Below are 17,677 nucleotides of genomic sequence, written 5' to 3' on the forward strand. Positions count from 1 at the left end.
GAGATTTTAAAGAGTTTATTGCACATCCCAGAATAAACGGGTGGCGTAAAGATCGCCTCCTATCTCCTTGGCAGCAGCATCATAGCTGCCGCCGTTGACGGTTTGTTCGCTGATCGGATAAATAAAACGGACAGGTACTTTCGCTGCCATGGCAGCCGCTGGCGCTTTTAGAACCGGGAAGTCCAAACGTCTGTATTCAGTCCATGCTTCAAATCCCTGCTCAAAAAGCGCAATCCATTTCTGGGTTCCGATCTTTTGTTTCCAGCTTCCCGCTGCCGTTGTGTACTTCACTGCCGGCTGGGCAAGGTAAGCAGCTATACCGCTAACGCCATAGTATTGAAAAGAAGCCGTGATGGCTGCATTGTAATGACTTTCCGCATTGGTGACATTCGCGATACCCCGCTCAGCTGCTTCGGCCAGAAGAAATTCCACCGAGGCGTAATCCAGCATGATATTAGGCAGTGTCGGTACTAAAAAGCGGCTGCCCAGTGCCGAGAAGCTTTCATAGCGGCTGACCGCACCAGATTCTGCTCCCAGATACTGACCGTTGACCGGTGCGAAAAAAGCTGTCCGCCGCGGATCGGAAACTGCGTTCATAGTATTAACAAACACATCTGTTCCTACGTAGTATTTGAGGTTTTGTCTGACCAGAAAAGACCACCATGGATTTGAATTTGGAAATTCAGGCAAATAAGTAACCAGCGCATTGGCTGCATTACTGGTAAAAACACCGCTTGTTACCGCCGCACTTACAGCAGCCGCAGCCTCGGCAGGTGCTGCGTCGATGATGCGCATGCCGAGTTTTAATTTTAAGGAGTTGCCCATTTTAATCCACTTCGAGACATTGCCGGCGTAAATCAGATCGGCACTTCCAAAGCTTGTTCCGGCTGCATCCAGTCTGGCAGTGGCTGCGCTCAGACGGCTAATCAAATCCAGGTAGACCGTTTTTGCATCATCGTATTTTGGAAGCACATTGTTAAAATCAAGCGCCTGTGAATATGGGATGTTACCATAAGAATCAACAAGTATCGAATAGGTGTACACCGACATGATTTCGATGATAGCAAGCTGATTTTTTTTCTTGATTTCCTCAGCAGCAGTGAGCGGCGTAGTGGCCGAAATGACTTTTGCACTTTCACTGAAATCTTTGAGTACGTCGCGGTACAGGGCATCCCAGGAAAAGTTTTGAACATAGGTAACCCCTTCCAGATAGGTAACCGATGTGATCTGCTGCACGAAGAGCCTTCCCGAAGCAGGCCCGTTGGCCAGGTAGGTCGAGGAGTGCAGGTGATCCGATAAGTCGCGCTGGGCATTGGCGAAAAAAGTCTCCCCGCTGGCCACCGTAGCATTTTTTACATCGACGTTCAGCAGTGTCAGATCCTCACAGGAAGAGCACAGCAGCAACGAGGCAATCGATAGGGATTTTATTATAGTCTTCATTGTGAGTTGATTTAGAAGGTAAGTTTAAGATTGGCGCCAAAATTGCGGGTTGTAGGAAACACCCCGGTTTGGAACCCCTGAAGATTGCCGGATCCCAAACCTGCCTCAGGATCAGCATTTGGTAGGTTTTTGTGAATGATCCACAGATTCGAACCCACCAAAGAGAACTGCGCTGCAAACAGCCCCAAACGTTTTACGAACGCGGTGGGAACAGAATAGCTCAGCGACACTTCTCTTAATTTTACATAAGACGCATCATATAAATACATCGCACTCGGAGCTGTCGGTATTCCAAGAGCGTGATTGCGGTCAACCATTTCTGTGCGCACCGTGTTGACAGCCCCATCAGGGGTTACCCCGTTGAGTATAATGCCGCCGCCCTGCGCGATTGGGTTTCTCACCGGATTGCCCAAATCATTGATCCCGACTGTGTTCTCATACAAACCGTTTCTTGAACCCACCGCCATGTCTTCAGAGAAGATGTCTCCGCCTTGCTGCATGTCCACTAAAAATTTCAGGCTCAATCCTTTATAGGAAACCGTATTGGTGACTCCGCCGATCCAGTCCGGATTCATATTACCCAGAATGTTTTTCGATGAGGTCGTCTTTTTATATTTTCCCGTGGTTTGGTCTACAACAGGCTTGCCGTCGATGTATTCATAATCAGATCCAAACCAGGTTCCATAAGGCTGACCGATGGTTGCATTCAAAGACATGTCTGTGCTAAATGAGCCCAGCGACAGATTGGTTACGCCATCGTATAGTGAAAGAACCTTGCTTCTGTTGGCAGACCAGTTTACATTCACATCCCACTTTACAGCGGTTTTTGCCAATATCTTTCCGGTAAGCGTAATTTCAAGTCCCTTGTTTTGCAGTGCGCCCGCATTGACATATTTGTTGGTATATCCCGTCGCTGCGGTTACTGCCACGGGCATGATCTGATTGATCGTGTTGGTGCGGTAAACCGAAAGGTTCAGACCAAGCCGGCTCATTAAAAATGACGTTTCAATACCTGCTTCAAAGCTTTCGGTATTTTCAGGTTTTAATGTGGGATTGTTTTTTGTGCTGTTAACCGAGTAAAGCTGCGTGGTTCCGAAAGCAACCGGTTTGGTCAGTACGTCGACAAGACTGAGCGGCTGAGCACTATTACCAACTTCTGCATAGTTGATGCGGATTTTTCCAAAAGATAGAAAATCTGTTTTCCAATATTCAGAAAAAACAAAGCTACCCGCTATCGAAGGATAAAAGAAGGCATTCGAACCGCTTGGCAGTGTCGAAGACTGATCCACCCGTGATGTAATGTCGAGGTAAAATGCATGTTTGTATCCCAGTGAGACGGTAGCGAAATAACCATTAACACCGGTTTGTCTGAAAGATTCGACTGCCGGAGGCGGCGTGCCGACTGAGTTGGATATCGAATAAAGTTTACTGACGATCAGTCCGCCGTTGGTCGCGTTGTAGATCGATTGCAGTTTGTTGCGACGGATGTTGGTTCCGACCACACCGCTCATGTTGAGGTTTTTGGCTATGTCAAAATTGTAATTGGCCATCAGATCATAATTAATCTCCTGAAAGTTGTTGTTACGGACGGTATATCTTGCCGGAACACGGTTGAGTGTATTTTGTCTTTCCTCCATCAGATACGAGTAGCTGTCCGCAGAGATCCTGCCCAGAACATCGAGCCACTTGGTCACTTTGTAATTAAGAGAGGCATTGCCCACAAAACGGGTTCTGTCATCAGACTGCTGGTTTTCGTTAATCAGATAATAAGGATTATCGATGGTTCCACCGGGGAACTGCGTTAGGTTTTTTCCTGTCGTTTCATAGAGCGATCTCACTTTTCCCATGTCTACATTAGGCTGCCAGTATTGTCGCATGTTGACCATGAAATTGCTAAATGAGGAGCCTGAGCCTCTTTCACTTCTGCCCCTTGTTTTACTAATTGTGTAAGTGGCCAGCGCGCTGGCGGTCAGTTTCTCAGAAAGTTTAAATGAGCTGTTCAACGAAAAACTATGACGCTTTAAACTACTGGATGGTACTGTGCCGTTTTCCAGATAATTCGAGTAGGACAGACGGTAGGATGACTGTTTGTTGTTGCCAGCCAGTGCAATGTTGTTCGTGGAAGTGAATCCTTTTTTAAACAATGTGATCGGACCGTTGTCTGTCGGCACCCAGGGAGAGGCTTTTTTGTAATTTGGGGACTCGGGGTAAAAAGAGTCAAATTGATAAACCATCAGGTTGGGATCATATGCTGCACCAAAGCCGGCATACTGCATGTAAGGAGACACCAAATCGATCACCCCGTCGCCATTGACATCTTCCGAATTAAAAAAACTCTTTTTATCCGCTCCGTTCAAAGCGCCATAACCCGCGCCATAACTCTGCTGATATTTTGGGAACGTATTTTTATCAACAATACCAATCGTGACGCCCGAGCTGACCGAAAGGCCAAGTCCTACTTTTTTAGAGCCTTTTTTGGTGGTTACAATGATAGCGCCGTTTGCTGCTCTTGAACCGTAAAGCGCGGTAGCAGCAGCGCCTTTAAGAATATTAAGCGATTCAATGTCGTCCGGATTCAAATCCGAGGCCAAATTGCCATAGTCATAACTGTTGTTGGAAGTGGATGCATTGGAATTGTCCACCGGCACACCGTCAATCACATACAAAGCCTGATTGTCTCCGGTCAGGGATTTGTTACCGCGTATGACGATATTGGCAGAGCCGCCAATGCCTGTATTAGTCCTGATCTGCACACCGGAAACCTTGCCTGATAAAGCGCTGGTCACATTGCCTGTCGATGCTGTGGTTAGGTTGTCTCCATCGAGTTGCTGAGAGGAGTAGCCCAGTGAGCGTTTTTCGCGGGAAATTCCCAGCGCAGTAACAACAACCTCGCTTAATGTTGTAGAGCTGACCTGCATTTGAATTTCATACTGCGATCTTGAATCAAGCTGAATGCGCTGGGTCTCATAACCGATAAAGGAAGCGACGATTACACCATTTTCAGGAACCTGGATTTGAAAAATTCCCTGAATATCTGTCTGTGTTCCGGTGTTGGTTCCTTCCACCTTAATGGTTACGCCGGGAATGCCTGTCTCATTGCCTTTTTCAAGAACCTTTCCCGAAATTGTTTTGGTTTGGGCCAGTACATTTTGCATGAGCAGTAAGCTCAGTATTAATAGAAAATGTTTTTTCATTGCTTGGATTTGGGTTAAGGAAATTTAAAATAAAGCCACATCAATTGACTAGCTTATTCAATTGGTGTCAGTTAAAAATCAGGCACAGTTGATCTGATAGTTACATTGAATGAATGTAATTTGATATGCAATAAAAATTGAGAGTCAGCCACGAAAAGTAGCTGCCTATTTTAATTAGTAATGAAAAATAGTTTTTGGTTTATTTTTATAATTAACTGTATTTTAATTAATTGAATTTCTGTTAAGGTAAATAAAACGTGTCAGGTCTAAATTGTAGCATTTAGAGCTGAGTAATTGGACCGATAAATCGCAGACATTATTTGTATCTATACTCTATTAGCAAATAAAATATAAAATACATTAAATTAACGCTTAGCTATATACTTTATAGCATGCCTGATTAAAATCCTGCCTGTTTAGTTCAGAATTTTTGAATTAATAAAAATGAAAATGTGTCAGATCGAAATGCACGAAGCAAAAAAATAGCTGATGTTTCTTTGCTGTGCACGGCGCGTAATTAACAATACAATATTAAGCTAATACCAACTTGAATTGTTAACCAATTTTATCCTAAGATTGGGCTATATTAACTTCTATTGTATAATGTTTCGTCAAATTGCTTTTTTGTTTTTAATAAATATTATTAATGACTCGTTTTTTGCAATAATATTTGGAAAAAAATAGAAATTCAGTTATTTGTGATGGGCTGCCTGTCAGGGTAGGCGAAGAACCATCGAAGAGAAGCAGGAGAGATAAACTGAGTGGATCGACAAGTGTTTAGTAATTCCTGTTCCCACAAGAAATTATTGATACACTGATTTAAGTGGTTGATTAAATATACCCTCAGGTAGGTATTGTAATAGTACAGTTAACCAGTTAATCTTTGTTGTAAATTATTCAAAAGCTTTACAAACCCCTTCTCAAATCTCAATCTTATGAAAAACTATTTTGGAATCACCGCCAATAGAAATTTTATTGCATTTATTTTGTTATTAATTGTATCGATTTGGGTTCCTGCTAACGCTCAAGTAAGCATGAAGAAATAATAAGAACTCAAAAATGATAAAAAACTGCAAAATGATGTGCTCGCTATACCAGCAATTATTCAGAAAAAATTTAAGAAGTCTGCTATCGCGCCGGCAACACCAGTAGATCTGATTACACCCGGGGCGTTTAACAGACTCGTAAAACGGGACATGGAATTTGTATTGATAGGCGAGCAATCTCCGGTGTCAAGTGTAAGTCTTGATGTCAACGATGAAACAAGTCTTAAGTTGACGGGCAGGATACCCACAAAATGAGGTATCCAGACATTTGAATTTGGTGCAGGAAAGAAGGATAAGAAAATTCCTCTATTTGAAAAGGGGAAATACAATGGCAAATTTGAGTTTACATATAACTTTCACATCATACCAGCGATAAATATCTACGAATTCACCAAAGACGCACAAAAGGTTATTGCTCCGATTATTACAGTAAAAAATGTTGCATTAAATTAGAAAATGGTAGATACAGCGTTTGTATTGGCGACATTTCTTGAAATTATAGATTCGGAGGCTTATGGCGTTATTAAAACTTCTGTACTTCCTAAGTTAGAAGATGCTGACGAATTTGTTTCAAAAAATTATTGTGCTAGGGTGATATCTGATGATCTCAATAAGTCTTTTGATCAAAGAGCATACTCAGGAGATTCGTTCGACAAATTATATGTAAAATTAGCCAAGGTTTATTTTTCAAAACTTGATTCCGCTAGAACTGTTAGGGATGTTAATGAATTTATATTCAGTGGTTTAGGAAGGAGAGATGCGAGGCTGGATAAACTGCTAACCGACTTGAAAGACGTTTTGTCACGACTGGCGACAAGGGATACGCAACTGTCAAGTAAAGAGATTGAATTGGCTGCACCATACTGGGCAAAGAAAAATTTGCAGTGGCTCACTATTTCTCCGGGCATTGGAATTAACGCTTACAAGACTTATGGACGGGACGAAAAAAATCAGGTAATCGATCCAAAAAATACAACGTTTCTTACTCCGAAGGTTGCTGGATGGTATTCGTTTTACAGTGTACTTGAAAAAGCAAGTCGCTTGTATCGTATAGGGATTGAGGGCATTGTCGCGAATAACCTAAAAGATTTTAAGGAAATAAAATATTATGAAAGGGATACACTCCTGATTGAACCAAATGGCAATGCTGTGATCTCGGAGGAAACTACAAGTGGAATATTCCGTGATCAGGCCAGCAAAAAAGGTTACAAATTTATTGTCAACCTGCGTGGAGAGTTCTACTTGTTGCCCAAAAAGAATTTTATCCCAGGCCTGTCAGTAAAAACAGGTTTTGTTAGAAGCGGTATGCTTGAAACTGATAAAAGACGATTCGAAATACAGATCGGAACAATTATCAATATTTTCAATAAGGAAAAGAATAAGCCGGTTTTAACCTTACAGCCCTACTTCTCTATGGATAATTTACTTAAACAGCAGGAAAAAACCAGGCAAGGCCTTGTGAGAAATTTAAGAGGAAGTGAAAAGTTGTCTGCCGGTATGCTGCTTGGGCTACCAATTCAGGGTTTACTTTCTGTAAAGGACTAAAAGCTGTGAAGTATATTTCGTGATTGATTCCCCTCTGGCATAAGTTTAGAGAACTAATAAATTTTAGTTAATATCCTTTTTGCCTGATGGCCAAAAACAATAAATCAATTTACAGTGCATTAATTGCCAATGTACTTATAGCTGTCACCAAGTTTGCCGCCGGAGCTTATTCGAACAGCTCTTCGATGATATCCGAGGGAATTCACTCGCTGGTCGATACGGTTAATCAGCTCCTTCTACTTTACGGACTTAAACGAAGTAAAAAACCAGCAGACGCCCTGAGGCCTTTTGGATATGGCAAAGAGCTTTATTTTTGGTCATTTATCGTCTCCATCCTGATTTTTGGTCTCGGCGGGGGGATTTCGATCTTCCAGGGAATTTTGCATATTATTGAGCCCGAAGCGCTTGGAGACCCAACATGGAATTACGCCGTAATTGGTATGTCGATTTTGCTGGAAGGCTGGTCGCTGTTTGTTGCCATTAAAGAATTTGACAAAGTCCGAAATGGTCTGAGCTGGTGGAATGCGATAGTAAAAAGCAAAGACCCGTCAAGCTTTCTGGTTCTTTTCGAAGACGGTGCTGCAGTGCTGGGACTATTGATCGTATTTGTCTTTATGATCATCGGGCATCATTTTCAAATCGTTTACCTGGACGGAATAGCTTCTGTGATGATCGGCCTGCTGCTTGTGTTCGTATCTGCGATTCTGGCCAGAGAAAGCCGGAGTCTTCTAATGGGAGAGGGCATAGCGCCGGAGACACAGGAAAAAATAAGAGCTTTGGCAGAACAAGACCAGGCGGTCTTAAAAGTTTTGAGTATGATGTCAACCTATCAGTCGCCTACCGAAGTGCTACTGATGCTGATCGTTGTATTCAAGGCTGATATCGACACAGAAGACATTACAGATTCAATTGAACGCATCCGTAAGTCTGTCAAAGACGCCTTTCCTCTAATTCGTTTTGTGATCATTCAGCCACAGACCGTTGAAGGTAATTAACAAGCATTTGATCAGGTGGGCTTTTATTTCGCTAGAGCGCTTATATTAGCCAAAGTTTAGAAAGGTTAATCAATCATTTATTGGCATGAAACAGCAAGTTTCTTTTGATTTTCAGTTGCTAACCAGCGATAATGAGCTGGATTTAGCCCTGCAAAACTTATTGGCCGCGGCCAGATCCGCCGTTGCGTTGTCCTATGCGCCTTACTCTAAGTTTCATGTCGGGGCGGCAATACTGCTGCAAAATGGTGAAATTGTAAAAGGTGGTAACCAGGAAAACGCTTCTTTCCCTGCCGGTATCTGTGCTGAGCGCGTGGCCTTGTCCGCCGTATCGTCGCTTTTCCCTTCCGAAAAAATTCAGGCAATTGCCATAGCCTACACCAATGCGCAAAGCGATGAGATGGATGAGAACATACTTTCTCCCTGCGGGATTTGCCGGCAAAGTATTCTGGAAGTTGCAGACCGTCAGTCAGATGAGATACAGATTCTTCTAAGCAGTCCGGCCGGAAAAATAATTTTGATAGACAGCGCGCGCCACTTGCTTCCGCTGGCATTTTCGTCGAGTAATTTATAGTTACAGCTGTTTTTGCAGGGGTAAGCTCACATAAAAAGTGCTGCCCTGTCCAAGGACACTTTCGGCTCGGATACTGCCATTGTTGAGCTCAATCAGATCCCGGCATATGGTTAGTCCCAAGCCTGTTCCTGACTCGTTTTGGGTTCCTTTTGTGCTTTGGATGTGTAAAGAAAATAGCTGATTCAACTGCACCGGACTCAGACCAACCCCACTGTCTTTGATGGTTAGAATAACTTCTTTGTCTGAGTTGTATGATTCGATACGGATGCTGCCTTGCGGGGCGGTGAATTTAACCGCGTTGGATAAAAGGTTTCTGATTACGATACGGATCATTTCTGCGTCGGCCCAGCCGGAAGTTTTTTCCAAATGACTAGTTGTTACAATCAGGTTCTTTTTACTGACTTGGGTTTGCAGTTTTTCAATGCCATCGCTGACAAGACCAGCCAGATCAATATTTTCAGGATTGATCTGTACACCATTCATCTGCTTTTTAGACCAAATCAAAAGGTTATCCATCATCCCCATTGTGCTGCGCACCGTGCGGTTGATCGATGGCAACAGACCCGTTATTTCTTCCTGACTGATCAATTGATGTTCCGTCAGTTCAAGTATACCGACAAATTCGGCAAACGGGCTGCGCAGATCGTGAGCGATGACAGAGAAAATTTTGGTTTTGACGCTGTTTGCTTCTTCAAGCTCGGTGTTTTGCCGGGCGATTTTGTAATTCAGATCCTGCAATTTATCATTGAGTTTGCGTAGTCTCAATAAGGCAAAAATAATGACGAACAACCCCAGCAGAGCCACGCCAATAATCAGGCGCTGATAAAAAATGACTTTGTCGTCTGTATTTTTCTCTGCAATCAACCGTGTTGTTTTTGCTTCATTTTGATCGACTTCGTACTTGACATCATACAGGGCAATGATCTGGTTTTTGTTTTGATTGATGACGCTGTCTTTGATGAGCTGATATTTTTTTAAATTTCCCAGGGCGCTTTGAAAATTGCCTGCAATCGAATCTAAAAGGTGATTTTTGTAAAAAATCAACGAAAGATCCTCACGACTTCCCAGTTTTGTGAGGGAGCTTTCACAAAGCTGGTAGAACTTTCTGGCCTGCTGATAGTCTTTAAACTTAAAGGCTAAATCACCCATCAGCATATAAATAATCTGTGCTTCACGCGGGCTTACATTTTGACTTTGAATAATCCCAAGCGCCTGATTACCCATTGAAAGCGCCTGGTCAAACTGCTGTCTTGCCATTTGCAGCGATGCGGTTTGATACAATGAAGTTACAATCCACCTGTAGTCTTTTGATTTGTCTGCATGCTTTTTAATACGATCATAATAAAGCGATGCCTTACCATATTGTTTAAGATCCTCATAGCAGGCTCCGGTATTAGACCAGATGGTGTAACGTATCGGATTTTGCCTCTCACCCAGGATTGTTTCTGATCTTAAAAAGTAGGGCAGCGCCTTTTTGTAATCTTTTACGGAAGCATAAAAGCAGCCGATGTAATTGACGACCCCGGCAATATTTGCCGAATCTTTTAATGATGAGAAAATCGAAAGAGATGCATTCAGATATTTCAGTGAGGTTACATCTCCGTGAATCAGCATATAAAACAAAGCCATGTTCTTATAGGCAACGGCCTGGCCGCGTCTGTAAGACAGCTTCTCGGAAAGTAAAAGGGCCTGCTGGCTGTAAGTATTAAAGTCTTTTACGCTGTAAGAGTAGCTTTGGTAGGCCAAATCATTGAGCAAAATAACTTTATTGGTATCCTGATTTTTACTGGTTTGTAAAAGCGACCGAAGTGAATCCCGACGGCTAGACTGGCCGCAGACATGTAAGAAAGACGAACTGGAAAGCAACAGCACTGCCAGAAGCAGTCTTACCTTGTTTACAAAGGATTGCATAAGTTGAATTGTGCAGGCAACGTATTTTTAACAAAATTGGGTTTTTTGATGGGAATTACAAGCAGCTTTGCTGTTAATAGTTCACCTGATTTGCCCCTCTGCGCCGGAGTAGGAGGCCTGTTTGCCAAGGTGGTCCGCTGTCTTTAAGTAGATAAATAATTTTGAATGTGAAGAAAAAGCAGGTGCAGTTTTAAAAAAGAGATAAATGTGCCACAAGTATACTAATGGGCACAATAATTTCTACTGTAAAATGCCAGATTAAAAAAATTTTAATCTGGAAACCGGAATTTTTTTTACGCCGGAAAAATTGATCTAATGCTCCGGCAGACCAGCGATCTAAGTTTTAGAAGAGGTTTTTCTTTCCATTGAATTTTGCGGCATTGCCTGGCAACGGTTTTATGATTTACAAATTTTTTTAAATCATATTTAATTTTTAATATATTGTTTTTCAGGTACATATGAAAGTACTGATGTTATTTTCAAAATGTAGCGCTGCCTAAAAAAATGGTTAATCATTCGTTTTGGCGTGGCAAAACCAGCCGGTTTCAAACGGATAAATAGGGTTATTTGTCATGTAACCGTAATTAACATTTTCGTAAACAAAAGGACGAAATGGTCAACAGGTAACAAAGTTTATCCTTCTGAGTTGTAAGAAGGATTTTGCCATTTTTAGAGATCAAAATAAATCGTTTAATTTACTGAACAGTTATTCGATGTAAATCGTATTGCCCCTAACAATTTGAAATTATCGCTCATGTTTTCGCTGAGTTTTTTTACCCAATCCTCTGGCCCGGTGACGTTTGCCAGGCTAATCTGTGAGCGCTTACAGACTGGCAGAAACAATGTATTGTTATCTGCATTTTTTGAAAGCACTGCTGCAAACGCTTATAGATTGTCTGTGGCTAATGACAGTTAAGCAGTTTCTTCCATCACATTTTCCTGACCACAAATCGAATTTACCGGCTTGAGAAAAAATCTGTAAAGATGGCGTTCGTGCAACACGAATTTAACCGATTACATCATCTTGTGATTAAGCCTGTAAACTTCTGCGTTTTGTCAACCGGAAAGTAATTTCCAGTGTATCGTTTTAGATCGATGGCCGGCTGCGTTGTGTTCTCAGCAACCCTTTTTGGATTTTTTGTCTCAAATTTTACCAGATTTCTATTGGAAAAATTATACTATAAAAGTTTGCTTCGTAAGATAGGCGTTGCCCCGAAAAACAAAAATCCTTACGGCTGGTTTGGTGATTACCCGTCCTGGGAAGCTGCCAGCGCGGATACAGCCGGGTATCAACAGGCCAATATTTTAGAGAAAACAAAACAGTCACTGAGCCGGATCAAATCCGGACAAGCGGTCTATGAACGGGATTCTGTATTGTTTTCTCAGAAAGAATATCCTTATCCGCTGATCAGCTGTCTTCTTCACATAGCTTCTGCTCACGGAAATACGCTTCACGTAGTTGATTTTGGAGGATCACTGGGAAGCAGCTTTTATCAGATCAAAGATTTTTTGACGCATCTGGAAAAGATCAGCTGGCATGTGGTTGAGCAGCCAAATTATGTAAGCTGTGGCAAAGCGGAGTTTGAAGATGACATACTTAAATTTGACTATACCCTAAAAGACGGTATCAAGGCCTGCAGGCCCCATGTCGTTCTGCTCTCAAGCGTGGTGCAATATCTGCCCGAGCCGCACCGCTTTCTTTCCGAATTAGCTCGTCAGGGTGTGGAGTATATTATATTCGACCGGACCTCGTTTGCCGATTCCGGTAAGGACCGCCTTACGGTTCAGCATGTGAACCCTTCGATTTACCAGGCTTCATATCCGTGCTGGTTTTTCAATCAGGATGATTTTCTCAGACATTTCGATCAGTACAGCATTCTTGCTGAGTTTAGCTCCTATGTGCCCAGCGAGACCATACTTTGTATTGATGGAAAACCACAGGCTAAAGACAAAGGTTTTTTTCTCAAAATCAAACCATGATTAATTTTTGTACCCTTTTTAATTCGACTTATCTGACCCGCGGGCTGGCGATGTATGATTCGCTGGAAAAAAAATGTGCAGATTTTCATCTGTATATCATCGCTTTCGATCAGTGCTGTTACGATACGCTAAGCGATTTGCAGCTGAAAAGAGCCACGGTGATATCACTTGATGCGTTTGAAGATAAAGAGTTGTTGGCCGTCAAACCTACGCGCACACCGACTGAGTATTGCTGGACCTGCACGCCGGCAAGTCTGGATTATTGTATTAAAAGGTTCGATCTTGAAAGCTGCACTTATATTGACGCTGATCTTTTGTTTTTTTCTGATCCGGAGGTTTTAATTGAGGAAATGGCAGACAGCTCTGTGCTGATTACCGAGCATCGGTATACACCGCAGTACGACCAGACTGAGCTAAGCGGAAAATATTGCGTGCAATTTGTTTGTATCAAAAACGACAGCCGTGGTCAGAAGGTTTTACAATGGTGGAAGCAGGCTTGTCTGGATTGGTGTTATAACCGTGCGGAGGACAATAAGTTCGGGGATCAGAAGTATCTTGACGACTGGTGCACCCGTTTTGAAGGTGTGCATGAATTGCAGCATCTGGGTGGGGGAGTAGCTCCCTGGAATATGCAGCAGTACCGCTTTGAAAAACACTCAGGTCATCTGATAGGAACTCAGATCAGCACCGGCATAAACTTTGATGTTGTCTTTTTTCACTTTCATAATTTCCGCTGCTTTAAAACCAATGTGTTTATTCCCGCAGGCCCTTATCAGCTTAACGAAAACCTGTTGACACTGATCTACGGATCTTATATCAATAGCCTGCAAAAGATTAATTCGCTTTTAAGACAAAAAAGTCCCATTCAGATCGGGGTTTATCAGGAGGCGCTTACTGTAAAAAAGGTCTTTTATTCTCCTAAACGCGTTTTCCTTCTCTACATGAAGGGCAGTTTCAGAAATTACTATCATCAATCCTATTTCGCAAAACGTCAGTATGGCCTATCAAATCAGTCTTAAAACTTTCACCGACGCCAGAGGAAATCTCACGGTTATCGAGCGCGTTATACCGTTTGCCATCAAGCGCATATTCTACATTTATGGTGTCGATGATTCGGTGCGCGGAGGGCATCGTCATCACAAAACTGTGCAGGCAGCTGTATGCGTGCAGGGTAGCTGTATCATTTCCAATAATGATGGTACTAAAATGGAAACCTTTGCACTCGACTCGCCGGATAAGTGCCTGGTGCTAAACCCAAATGACTGGCATCAGATGTTTGAATTTAGTCCGGATGCAATACTGATGGTTTTTGCTTCCGAGCATTTCGATGCAGACGATTACATCTACGAGCCATACCCGGTTACAATGCAGACAATGGCAAACACCAGGGAGCTGCTAAGCGTTGAATATGCCTGAGCGATGAAACTAACCATTATCACTGTCAATCTCAACAACCGGGATGGTCTGAAAAAAACCATTACATCCGTGCTTGGGCAAAGCTTTCAGGATTTTGAATACATCATCGTAGACGGAGGCTCAACAGACGGAAGTGTTGAGGTGATTAAAGAACAGCAGACAGGTTGTTGCCGGTGGGTTAGTGAGGCGGACAAAGGAATATACCATGCGATGAATAAGGGAATTAAAATGGCAAACTCTGAATACCTGCTTTTTTTGAATAGCGGCGATTTTCTGCTTGATCAGCATACGCTAAGTCAGGCTGCCGGCCAGCTCGATGGGGTTGAAATTGTCTATGGAAATCTGAGAGTAGGGCATAAAGATACTTACAGGGATAGTTTGTATCCGGCGAAACTGACATTTTCTTATTTCATCTCCAAGTCCTTACCGCATCCGTCCACATTTATAAAAAGCACCCTTTTTCAAAGAGCAGGCATTTATGATCAGAATATGAAAATCTGCGCCGACTGGGCCTTTTTTGTGCGCTCTATCGGTCTTTTTAAAGCCAGCTACAAACATATCTGCCAGACTGTTTCGGTATTTAACACAGATGGCATCAGCAGTTCACCGAGCAGCCGCCAGCTTATGCAGCAGGAGAAAATGAATCTTTTAAAAGACGATTTTTCATTTTTTGAGACGGACTATGAGAGCTATCTGGATATGAAAGAAAACATCGATGCTTTAAGAAGGTCCAAGCCGTACAAAATCCTTAAGTTTCTGGGCCTGCCCAAGTATCAGGCCTGAGAGCCAAAGTTGATTATCAGACACAAACACGTAAACGATTCCTGTATAGATATTTAAACGTATACCAACTCATTATGTATCAGCCATTAATCAGCATTATTATACCCTGCTATAATAACAGAAATTTTATACTTGAAGCGATTGACTCAGCCTTAAACCAAACTTATCCTCATATTGAAGTCATTGTGGTAGACGATGGATCGACGGATCATTCTTATGAATTTGTCGCAGATAATATGAAAGACCAAGGTAACCTGCATCTGATCAGACAGGAAAATCAGGGGCCGGCAGGAGCGCGAAATACCGGATTTAATCTGGCTGGTGGAGATTTTCTGGTTTTTCTGGATGGTGATGATATTCTTCACCGGGAGTATGTTGAAAATTGCTACCGGGAGTATGTCAATAATCCTGAATTGAATATTGTTTACTGCGATGTAGAGCTCTTTGAAAACAAAACGGGCCCGTGGAAACTCAAACCTTTCTCACCTGAAACGATCCTTCTTTACAATTCTATACCGGTATTTGCCATGATACGCTCATGCGTTTTTCAGCAAATAGGAAGATACGATACTGAACTCCGATGTGCAGAAGACTGGGAGCTTTGGATCAGGATCCTGCAACAGTATGAAGGCGTTTATAAAATTCCGAAGGTGCTTTACTATTATCGTAAGAGAAACGAGAAAACGTCGATAACCGACTACGATAAAATTTATAATTTCCGTCATGACGCGCTTTTGTATATATACATTAAGCATCAGCAGGTTTACCGCGATAGCAATCTGGATATGACCAATTTGTTTTCCTGCGCGGTTTACAAGGAAAGATACTACAATGAATGGTACCGAAAACTCTTTTACCGGCTTTTCAAAAGAAGAAAATACGCTGAAATCTACAACAAAAAACAAGCGCTCACAGCGGATAACAATGCAGATTGGTATGCCCCTTTGAATGAGTTGAAAGCAGCTCTGGGGCTGACTGTAAGGGCATAAAAGAGCAGCATACAGTTAGTCTTTTAGGAAAGAAAATCTTTTGGTATGAGATTCTTTACCATTCAGCCGCAGAGGTCTGTAGTTAAAGTCCGTATGGCGAAAGTGGGAAAACAAATGTCTTAATGCGGGTAGTCTGAGGGTTAAATAGCAGATTTCAACAAGCTTTAAGTTAAATCCCAAATTTACAGCACCCAGAATTGATGCTAAGCAAAGCGGATTGTCAGCGCTGTTTTATTTAAAAAAGGATATAAAAAAGAATCATTGCGAACGACCAGATGATCAAAATCACAATCTCGGTCCGGGAGAGTTTTTCAGAGTTGGGAGCTTTTTGCATTTTATTTAAGGCTTATACGGAAAAAATGGGAGCACGGCCTGTTCATAGTTATGGGCCGTGCCCGGCTTGCGAACCCGTATCAGTTTACGTTTAAGATTTCAAACCGTTTCATTCCGGCCGGCATTTTCCATTCCACTTTTTCACCCTTGCACAAACCGATTAAAGCAGCGCCCATGGGGGTGAGTACGGAGATTTTTTTTTGAGTAATATCGGCCAACGCGGGCATTACGATGGAAAATTCCAATACTTTGTCTGTAATCAGCTCTCTGACCTGTACTGTGGAATTTAAACGGATACTTCCAGCTGGCAGCTCATCATTTTCTACCACGATGGCTCTGTTAAGCTCATAGGATAATGACATTTCATTGTTACTGGCTGAGAGGTTTTCTGCGAATTGTTTTAGCAAGCGAAAATCGTCTTCGCTGAGTATTACCTGATTTTTTTGACTGGTCATAATTATTAGAATTGATCGCCGCGTACTGTGAAATGTAGTGCAAGTTTATGGGTGCATAGGCTTTGATTTGATCCGGAAAATCTGCTGCATCGCAGCAAAACTGGCAAACGATTTAAATCAAGAATTAAAACTTTGGTATGATCAATACCAGGCTGTATCCCGAACTGGCATTAAGATAGCCCCAGGGTTCAGGTCAGAAAGGTCTTATTAGAGGAATAAAAATGTTTGTACTGTGTATTAACCATTGCTGTGATTGTGTTTTCTAATAACTGACGTCGATGATTTCGTAAAGCCGTTTTACACCTTTGGCTGTTAGTTCTATCTTCTCTGTTTTACAAAGGCCGATTAAGGCTGACCCAAGCGGATCCAGCACTGAAATTTTGTTTTCATTTGAACTAGCCTGCCCGGGAAGAACGATTTTCAATTCTGTCAACCGATTATCGGGCCAGGACCTTATTTTGATTGCGGCTCCTAGACGAACGCAGCTGCAAGGCAATATCGTCTCTTCCACGACGATCGCCTCATTCAATGCCCGCACAAGTGCGACTTGCCCTTCGAATTCCTGAGAAGAAAGCGGGCCGATGCATTGCTTTAAAGCAAAAAAATCTTCTTTCGTAAGTATGATAGGCGTAATCTCCTGCATGAAAGTCAAATATATGCCTACCAACTACCTGTAATTCTCAGACCAGAACCGTTCTGCAAAGATGCGTTCCTGACGCGATAGGCCCTGTTTGCCATTAATTACACGCCATAAAATGTTTATAATCCGTTGTGTCGTCGGTTTGGCTGACAGCGTATCCGCCGTTGGCTGCCGAAGTGAGTCAGCTGTGTTTCCCTGACCTTTGCCAAAAGCCATATTTTTCTGCATAAATCGCGTCAAGACAGATAAATCAACATTTCTGTGGAAATTGTCGTTTGTGCTAAGATTCTGTTTTTCAATTGTTTGAAAAACTGTATTCAACTCAGAAAGTGTGGGGTTTTCTAACTGAGGTACCATGATGTCTTTTGCGTTCATAACT

Annotated in this window: 15 protein-coding genes; 9 read left to right on the plus strand and 6 right to left on the minus strand. The window is 42.4% G+C overall.

Going from position 1 to position 17,677, the window contains the following annotated elements; all coding sequences use genetic code 11:
• Positions 1 to 15: 15 nt before the first annotated feature.
• Positions 16 to 1,440, minus strand: a complete 1,425-nt coding sequence (locus tag E0F88_RS16775) for a SusD/RagB family nutrient-binding outer membrane lipoprotein (protein ID WP_131959418.1) — start codon at positions 1,438 to 1,440, stop codon at positions 16 to 18.
• A gap of 11 nt (positions 1,441 to 1,451) precedes the next feature.
• Positions 1,452 to 4,634, minus strand: a complete 3,183-nt coding sequence (locus E0F88_RS16780) for a SusC/RagA family TonB-linked outer membrane protein (RefSeq protein WP_131959419.1) — start codon at positions 4,632 to 4,634, stop codon at positions 1,452 to 1,454.
• Positions 4,635 to 5,716: 1,082 nt separating this feature from the next.
• On the opposite strand from E0F88_RS16780, the gene E0F88_RS16785 reads away from it, so the two are divergent.
• The 4 genes from E0F88_RS16785 to E0F88_RS16800 all read left to right on the plus strand — a co-directional run bounded on the left by E0F88_RS16785 (position 5,717) and on the right by E0F88_RS16800 (position 8,791).
• Positions 5,717 to 5,935: a hypothetical protein gene (locus E0F88_RS16785; RefSeq protein WP_131959420.1), complete on the plus strand. Its 219-nt coding sequence runs from the start codon at positions 5,717 to 5,719 to the stop codon at positions 5,933 to 5,935.
• 201 nt (positions 5,936 to 6,136) lie between these two features.
• Positions 6,137 to 7,225, plus strand: a complete 1,089-nt coding sequence (locus E0F88_RS16790; protein ID WP_131959421.1) for a hypothetical protein — start codon at positions 6,137 to 6,139, stop codon at positions 7,223 to 7,225.
• An 86-nt stretch (positions 7,226 to 7,311) separates the two neighbouring features.
• Positions 7,312 to 8,220 carry a cation diffusion facilitator family transporter gene (locus E0F88_RS16795; protein WP_131959422.1) on the plus strand — a complete coding sequence of 303 codons (909 nt, stop codon included), beginning with the start codon at positions 7,312 to 7,314 and terminating at the stop codon, positions 8,218 to 8,220.
• Positions 8,221 to 8,305: 85 nt separating this feature from the next.
• Positions 8,306 to 8,791 (plus strand): cytidine deaminase, encoded by a 486-nt coding sequence (locus E0F88_RS16800; RefSeq protein WP_131959423.1) that lies wholly within the window; start codon positions 8,306 to 8,308, stop codon positions 8,789 to 8,791.
• Here E0F88_RS16800 and E0F88_RS16805 read toward each other — a convergent pair whose 3' ends face one another.
• On the minus strand, positions 8,792 to 10,702 hold the full coding sequence (locus tag E0F88_RS16805) for a tetratricopeptide repeat-containing sensor histidine kinase (RefSeq protein WP_131959424.1): 1,911 nt from the start codon (positions 10,700 to 10,702) through the stop codon (positions 8,792 to 8,794).
• 1,164 nt (positions 10,703 to 11,866) lie between these two features.
• Here E0F88_RS16805 and E0F88_RS16810 point away from each other — a divergent pair.
• The 5 genes from E0F88_RS16810 (at position 11,867) to E0F88_RS16830 (ending at position 15,870) form a co-directional block, all read left to right on the plus strand.
• The gene (locus tag E0F88_RS16810) at positions 11,867 to 12,682 is read left to right on the plus strand and encodes a methyltransferase, TIGR04325 family (RefSeq protein WP_229213792.1); all 816 of its coding nucleotides are present in this window, start codon (positions 11,867 to 11,869) and stop codon (positions 12,680 to 12,682) included.
• Positions 12,679 to 13,701, plus strand: a complete 1,023-nt coding sequence (locus E0F88_RS16815) for a glycosyl transferase (protein ID WP_131959425.1) — start codon at positions 12,679 to 12,681, stop codon at positions 13,699 to 13,701. The genes E0F88_RS16810 and E0F88_RS16815 overlap by 4 nt, the downstream gene beginning before the upstream one ends.
• Positions 13,679 to 14,098 (plus strand): sugar 3,4-ketoisomerase, encoded by a 420-nt coding sequence (locus E0F88_RS16820; protein WP_131959426.1) that lies wholly within the window; start codon positions 13,679 to 13,681, stop codon positions 14,096 to 14,098. Before E0F88_RS16815 ends, E0F88_RS16820 begins: the two co-directional genes overlap by 23 nt.
• Before the next feature lie 3 nt (positions 14,099 to 14,101).
• Positions 14,102 to 14,881, plus strand: a complete 780-nt coding sequence (locus E0F88_RS16825; RefSeq protein WP_131959427.1) for a glycosyltransferase family 2 protein — start codon at positions 14,102 to 14,104, stop codon at positions 14,879 to 14,881.
• A gap of 74 nt (positions 14,882 to 14,955) precedes the next feature.
• Positions 14,956 to 15,870 (plus strand): glycosyltransferase, encoded by a 915-nt coding sequence (locus E0F88_RS16830; RefSeq protein ID WP_131959428.1) that lies wholly within the window; start codon positions 14,956 to 14,958, stop codon positions 15,868 to 15,870.
• A 413-nt stretch (positions 15,871 to 16,283) separates the two neighbouring features.
• Here E0F88_RS16830 and E0F88_RS16835 read toward each other — a convergent pair whose 3' ends face one another.
• From E0F88_RS16835 to E0F88_RS16845, 3 genes are all read right to left on the minus strand, one after another.
• Entirely contained in the window at positions 16,284 to 16,658 is a 375-nt protein-coding gene (locus E0F88_RS16835; protein WP_131959429.1) for a GreA/GreB family elongation factor, read from the minus strand.
• Between the two features lie 262 nt (positions 16,659 to 16,920).
• Positions 16,921 to 17,301: a GreA/GreB family elongation factor gene (locus E0F88_RS16840; protein WP_131959430.1), complete on the minus strand. Its 381-nt coding sequence runs from the start codon at positions 17,299 to 17,301 to the stop codon at positions 16,921 to 16,923.
• A 24-nt stretch (positions 17,302 to 17,325) separates the two neighbouring features.
• On the minus strand, positions 17,326 to 17,673 hold the full coding sequence (locus E0F88_RS16845; RefSeq protein ID WP_131959431.1) for a hypothetical protein: 348 nt from the start codon (positions 17,671 to 17,673) through the stop codon (positions 17,326 to 17,328).
• Positions 17,674 to 17,677 lie beyond the last annotated feature (4 nt).

Source organism: Dyadobacter psychrotolerans (genome assembly GCF_004349265.1).
GTDB lineage: Bacteria > Bacteroidota > Bacteroidia > Cytophagales > Spirosomataceae > Dyadobacter > Dyadobacter psychrotolerans.

Bases quoted from the DNA above. Each gene is read 5' to 3' on its own strand.
- E0F88_RS16775 (WP_131959418.1), bottom strand. From the start codon at position 1,440: ATGAAGACTATAATAAAATCCCTATCGATTGCCTCGTTGCTGCTGTGC.
- E0F88_RS16780 (WP_131959419.1), bottom strand. From the start codon at position 4,634: ATGAAAAAACATTTTCTATTAATACTGAGCTTACTGCTCATGCAAAAT.
- E0F88_RS16790 (WP_131959421.1), top strand. From the start codon at position 6,137: ATGGTAGATACAGCGTTTGTATTGGCGACATTTCTTGAAATTATAGAT.
- E0F88_RS16795 (WP_131959422.1), top strand. From the start codon at position 7,312: ATGGCCAAAAACAATAAATCAATTTACAGTGCATTAATTGCCAATGTA.
- E0F88_RS16800 (WP_131959423.1), top strand. From the start codon at position 8,306: ATGAAACAGCAAGTTTCTTTTGATTTTCAGTTGCTAACCAGCGATAAT.
- E0F88_RS16805 (WP_131959424.1), bottom strand. From the start codon at position 10,702: ATGCAATCCTTTGTAAACAAGGTAAGACTGCTTCTGGCAGTGCTGTTG.
- E0F88_RS16815 (WP_131959425.1), top strand. From the start codon at position 12,679: ATGATTAATTTTTGTACCCTTTTTAATTCGACTTATCTGACCCGCGGG.
- E0F88_RS16820 (WP_131959426.1), top strand. From the start codon at position 13,679: ATGGCCTATCAAATCAGTCTTAAAACTTTCACCGACGCCAGAGGAAAT.
- E0F88_RS16825 (WP_131959427.1), top strand. From the start codon at position 14,102: ATGAAACTAACCATTATCACTGTCAATCTCAACAACCGGGATGGTCTG.
- E0F88_RS16830 (WP_131959428.1), top strand. From the start codon at position 14,956: ATGTATCAGCCATTAATCAGCATTATTATACCCTGCTATAATAACAGA.
- E0F88_RS16835 (WP_131959429.1), bottom strand. From the start codon at position 16,658: ATGACCAGTCAAAAAAATCAGGTAATACTCAGCGAAGACGATTTTCGC.
- E0F88_RS16840 (WP_131959430.1), bottom strand. From the start codon at position 17,301: ATGCAGGAGATTACGCCTATCATACTTACGAAAGAAGATTTTTTTGCT.
- E0F88_RS16845 (WP_131959431.1), bottom strand. From the start codon at position 17,673: ATGAACGCAAAAGACATCATGGTACCTCAGTTAGAAAACCCCACACTT.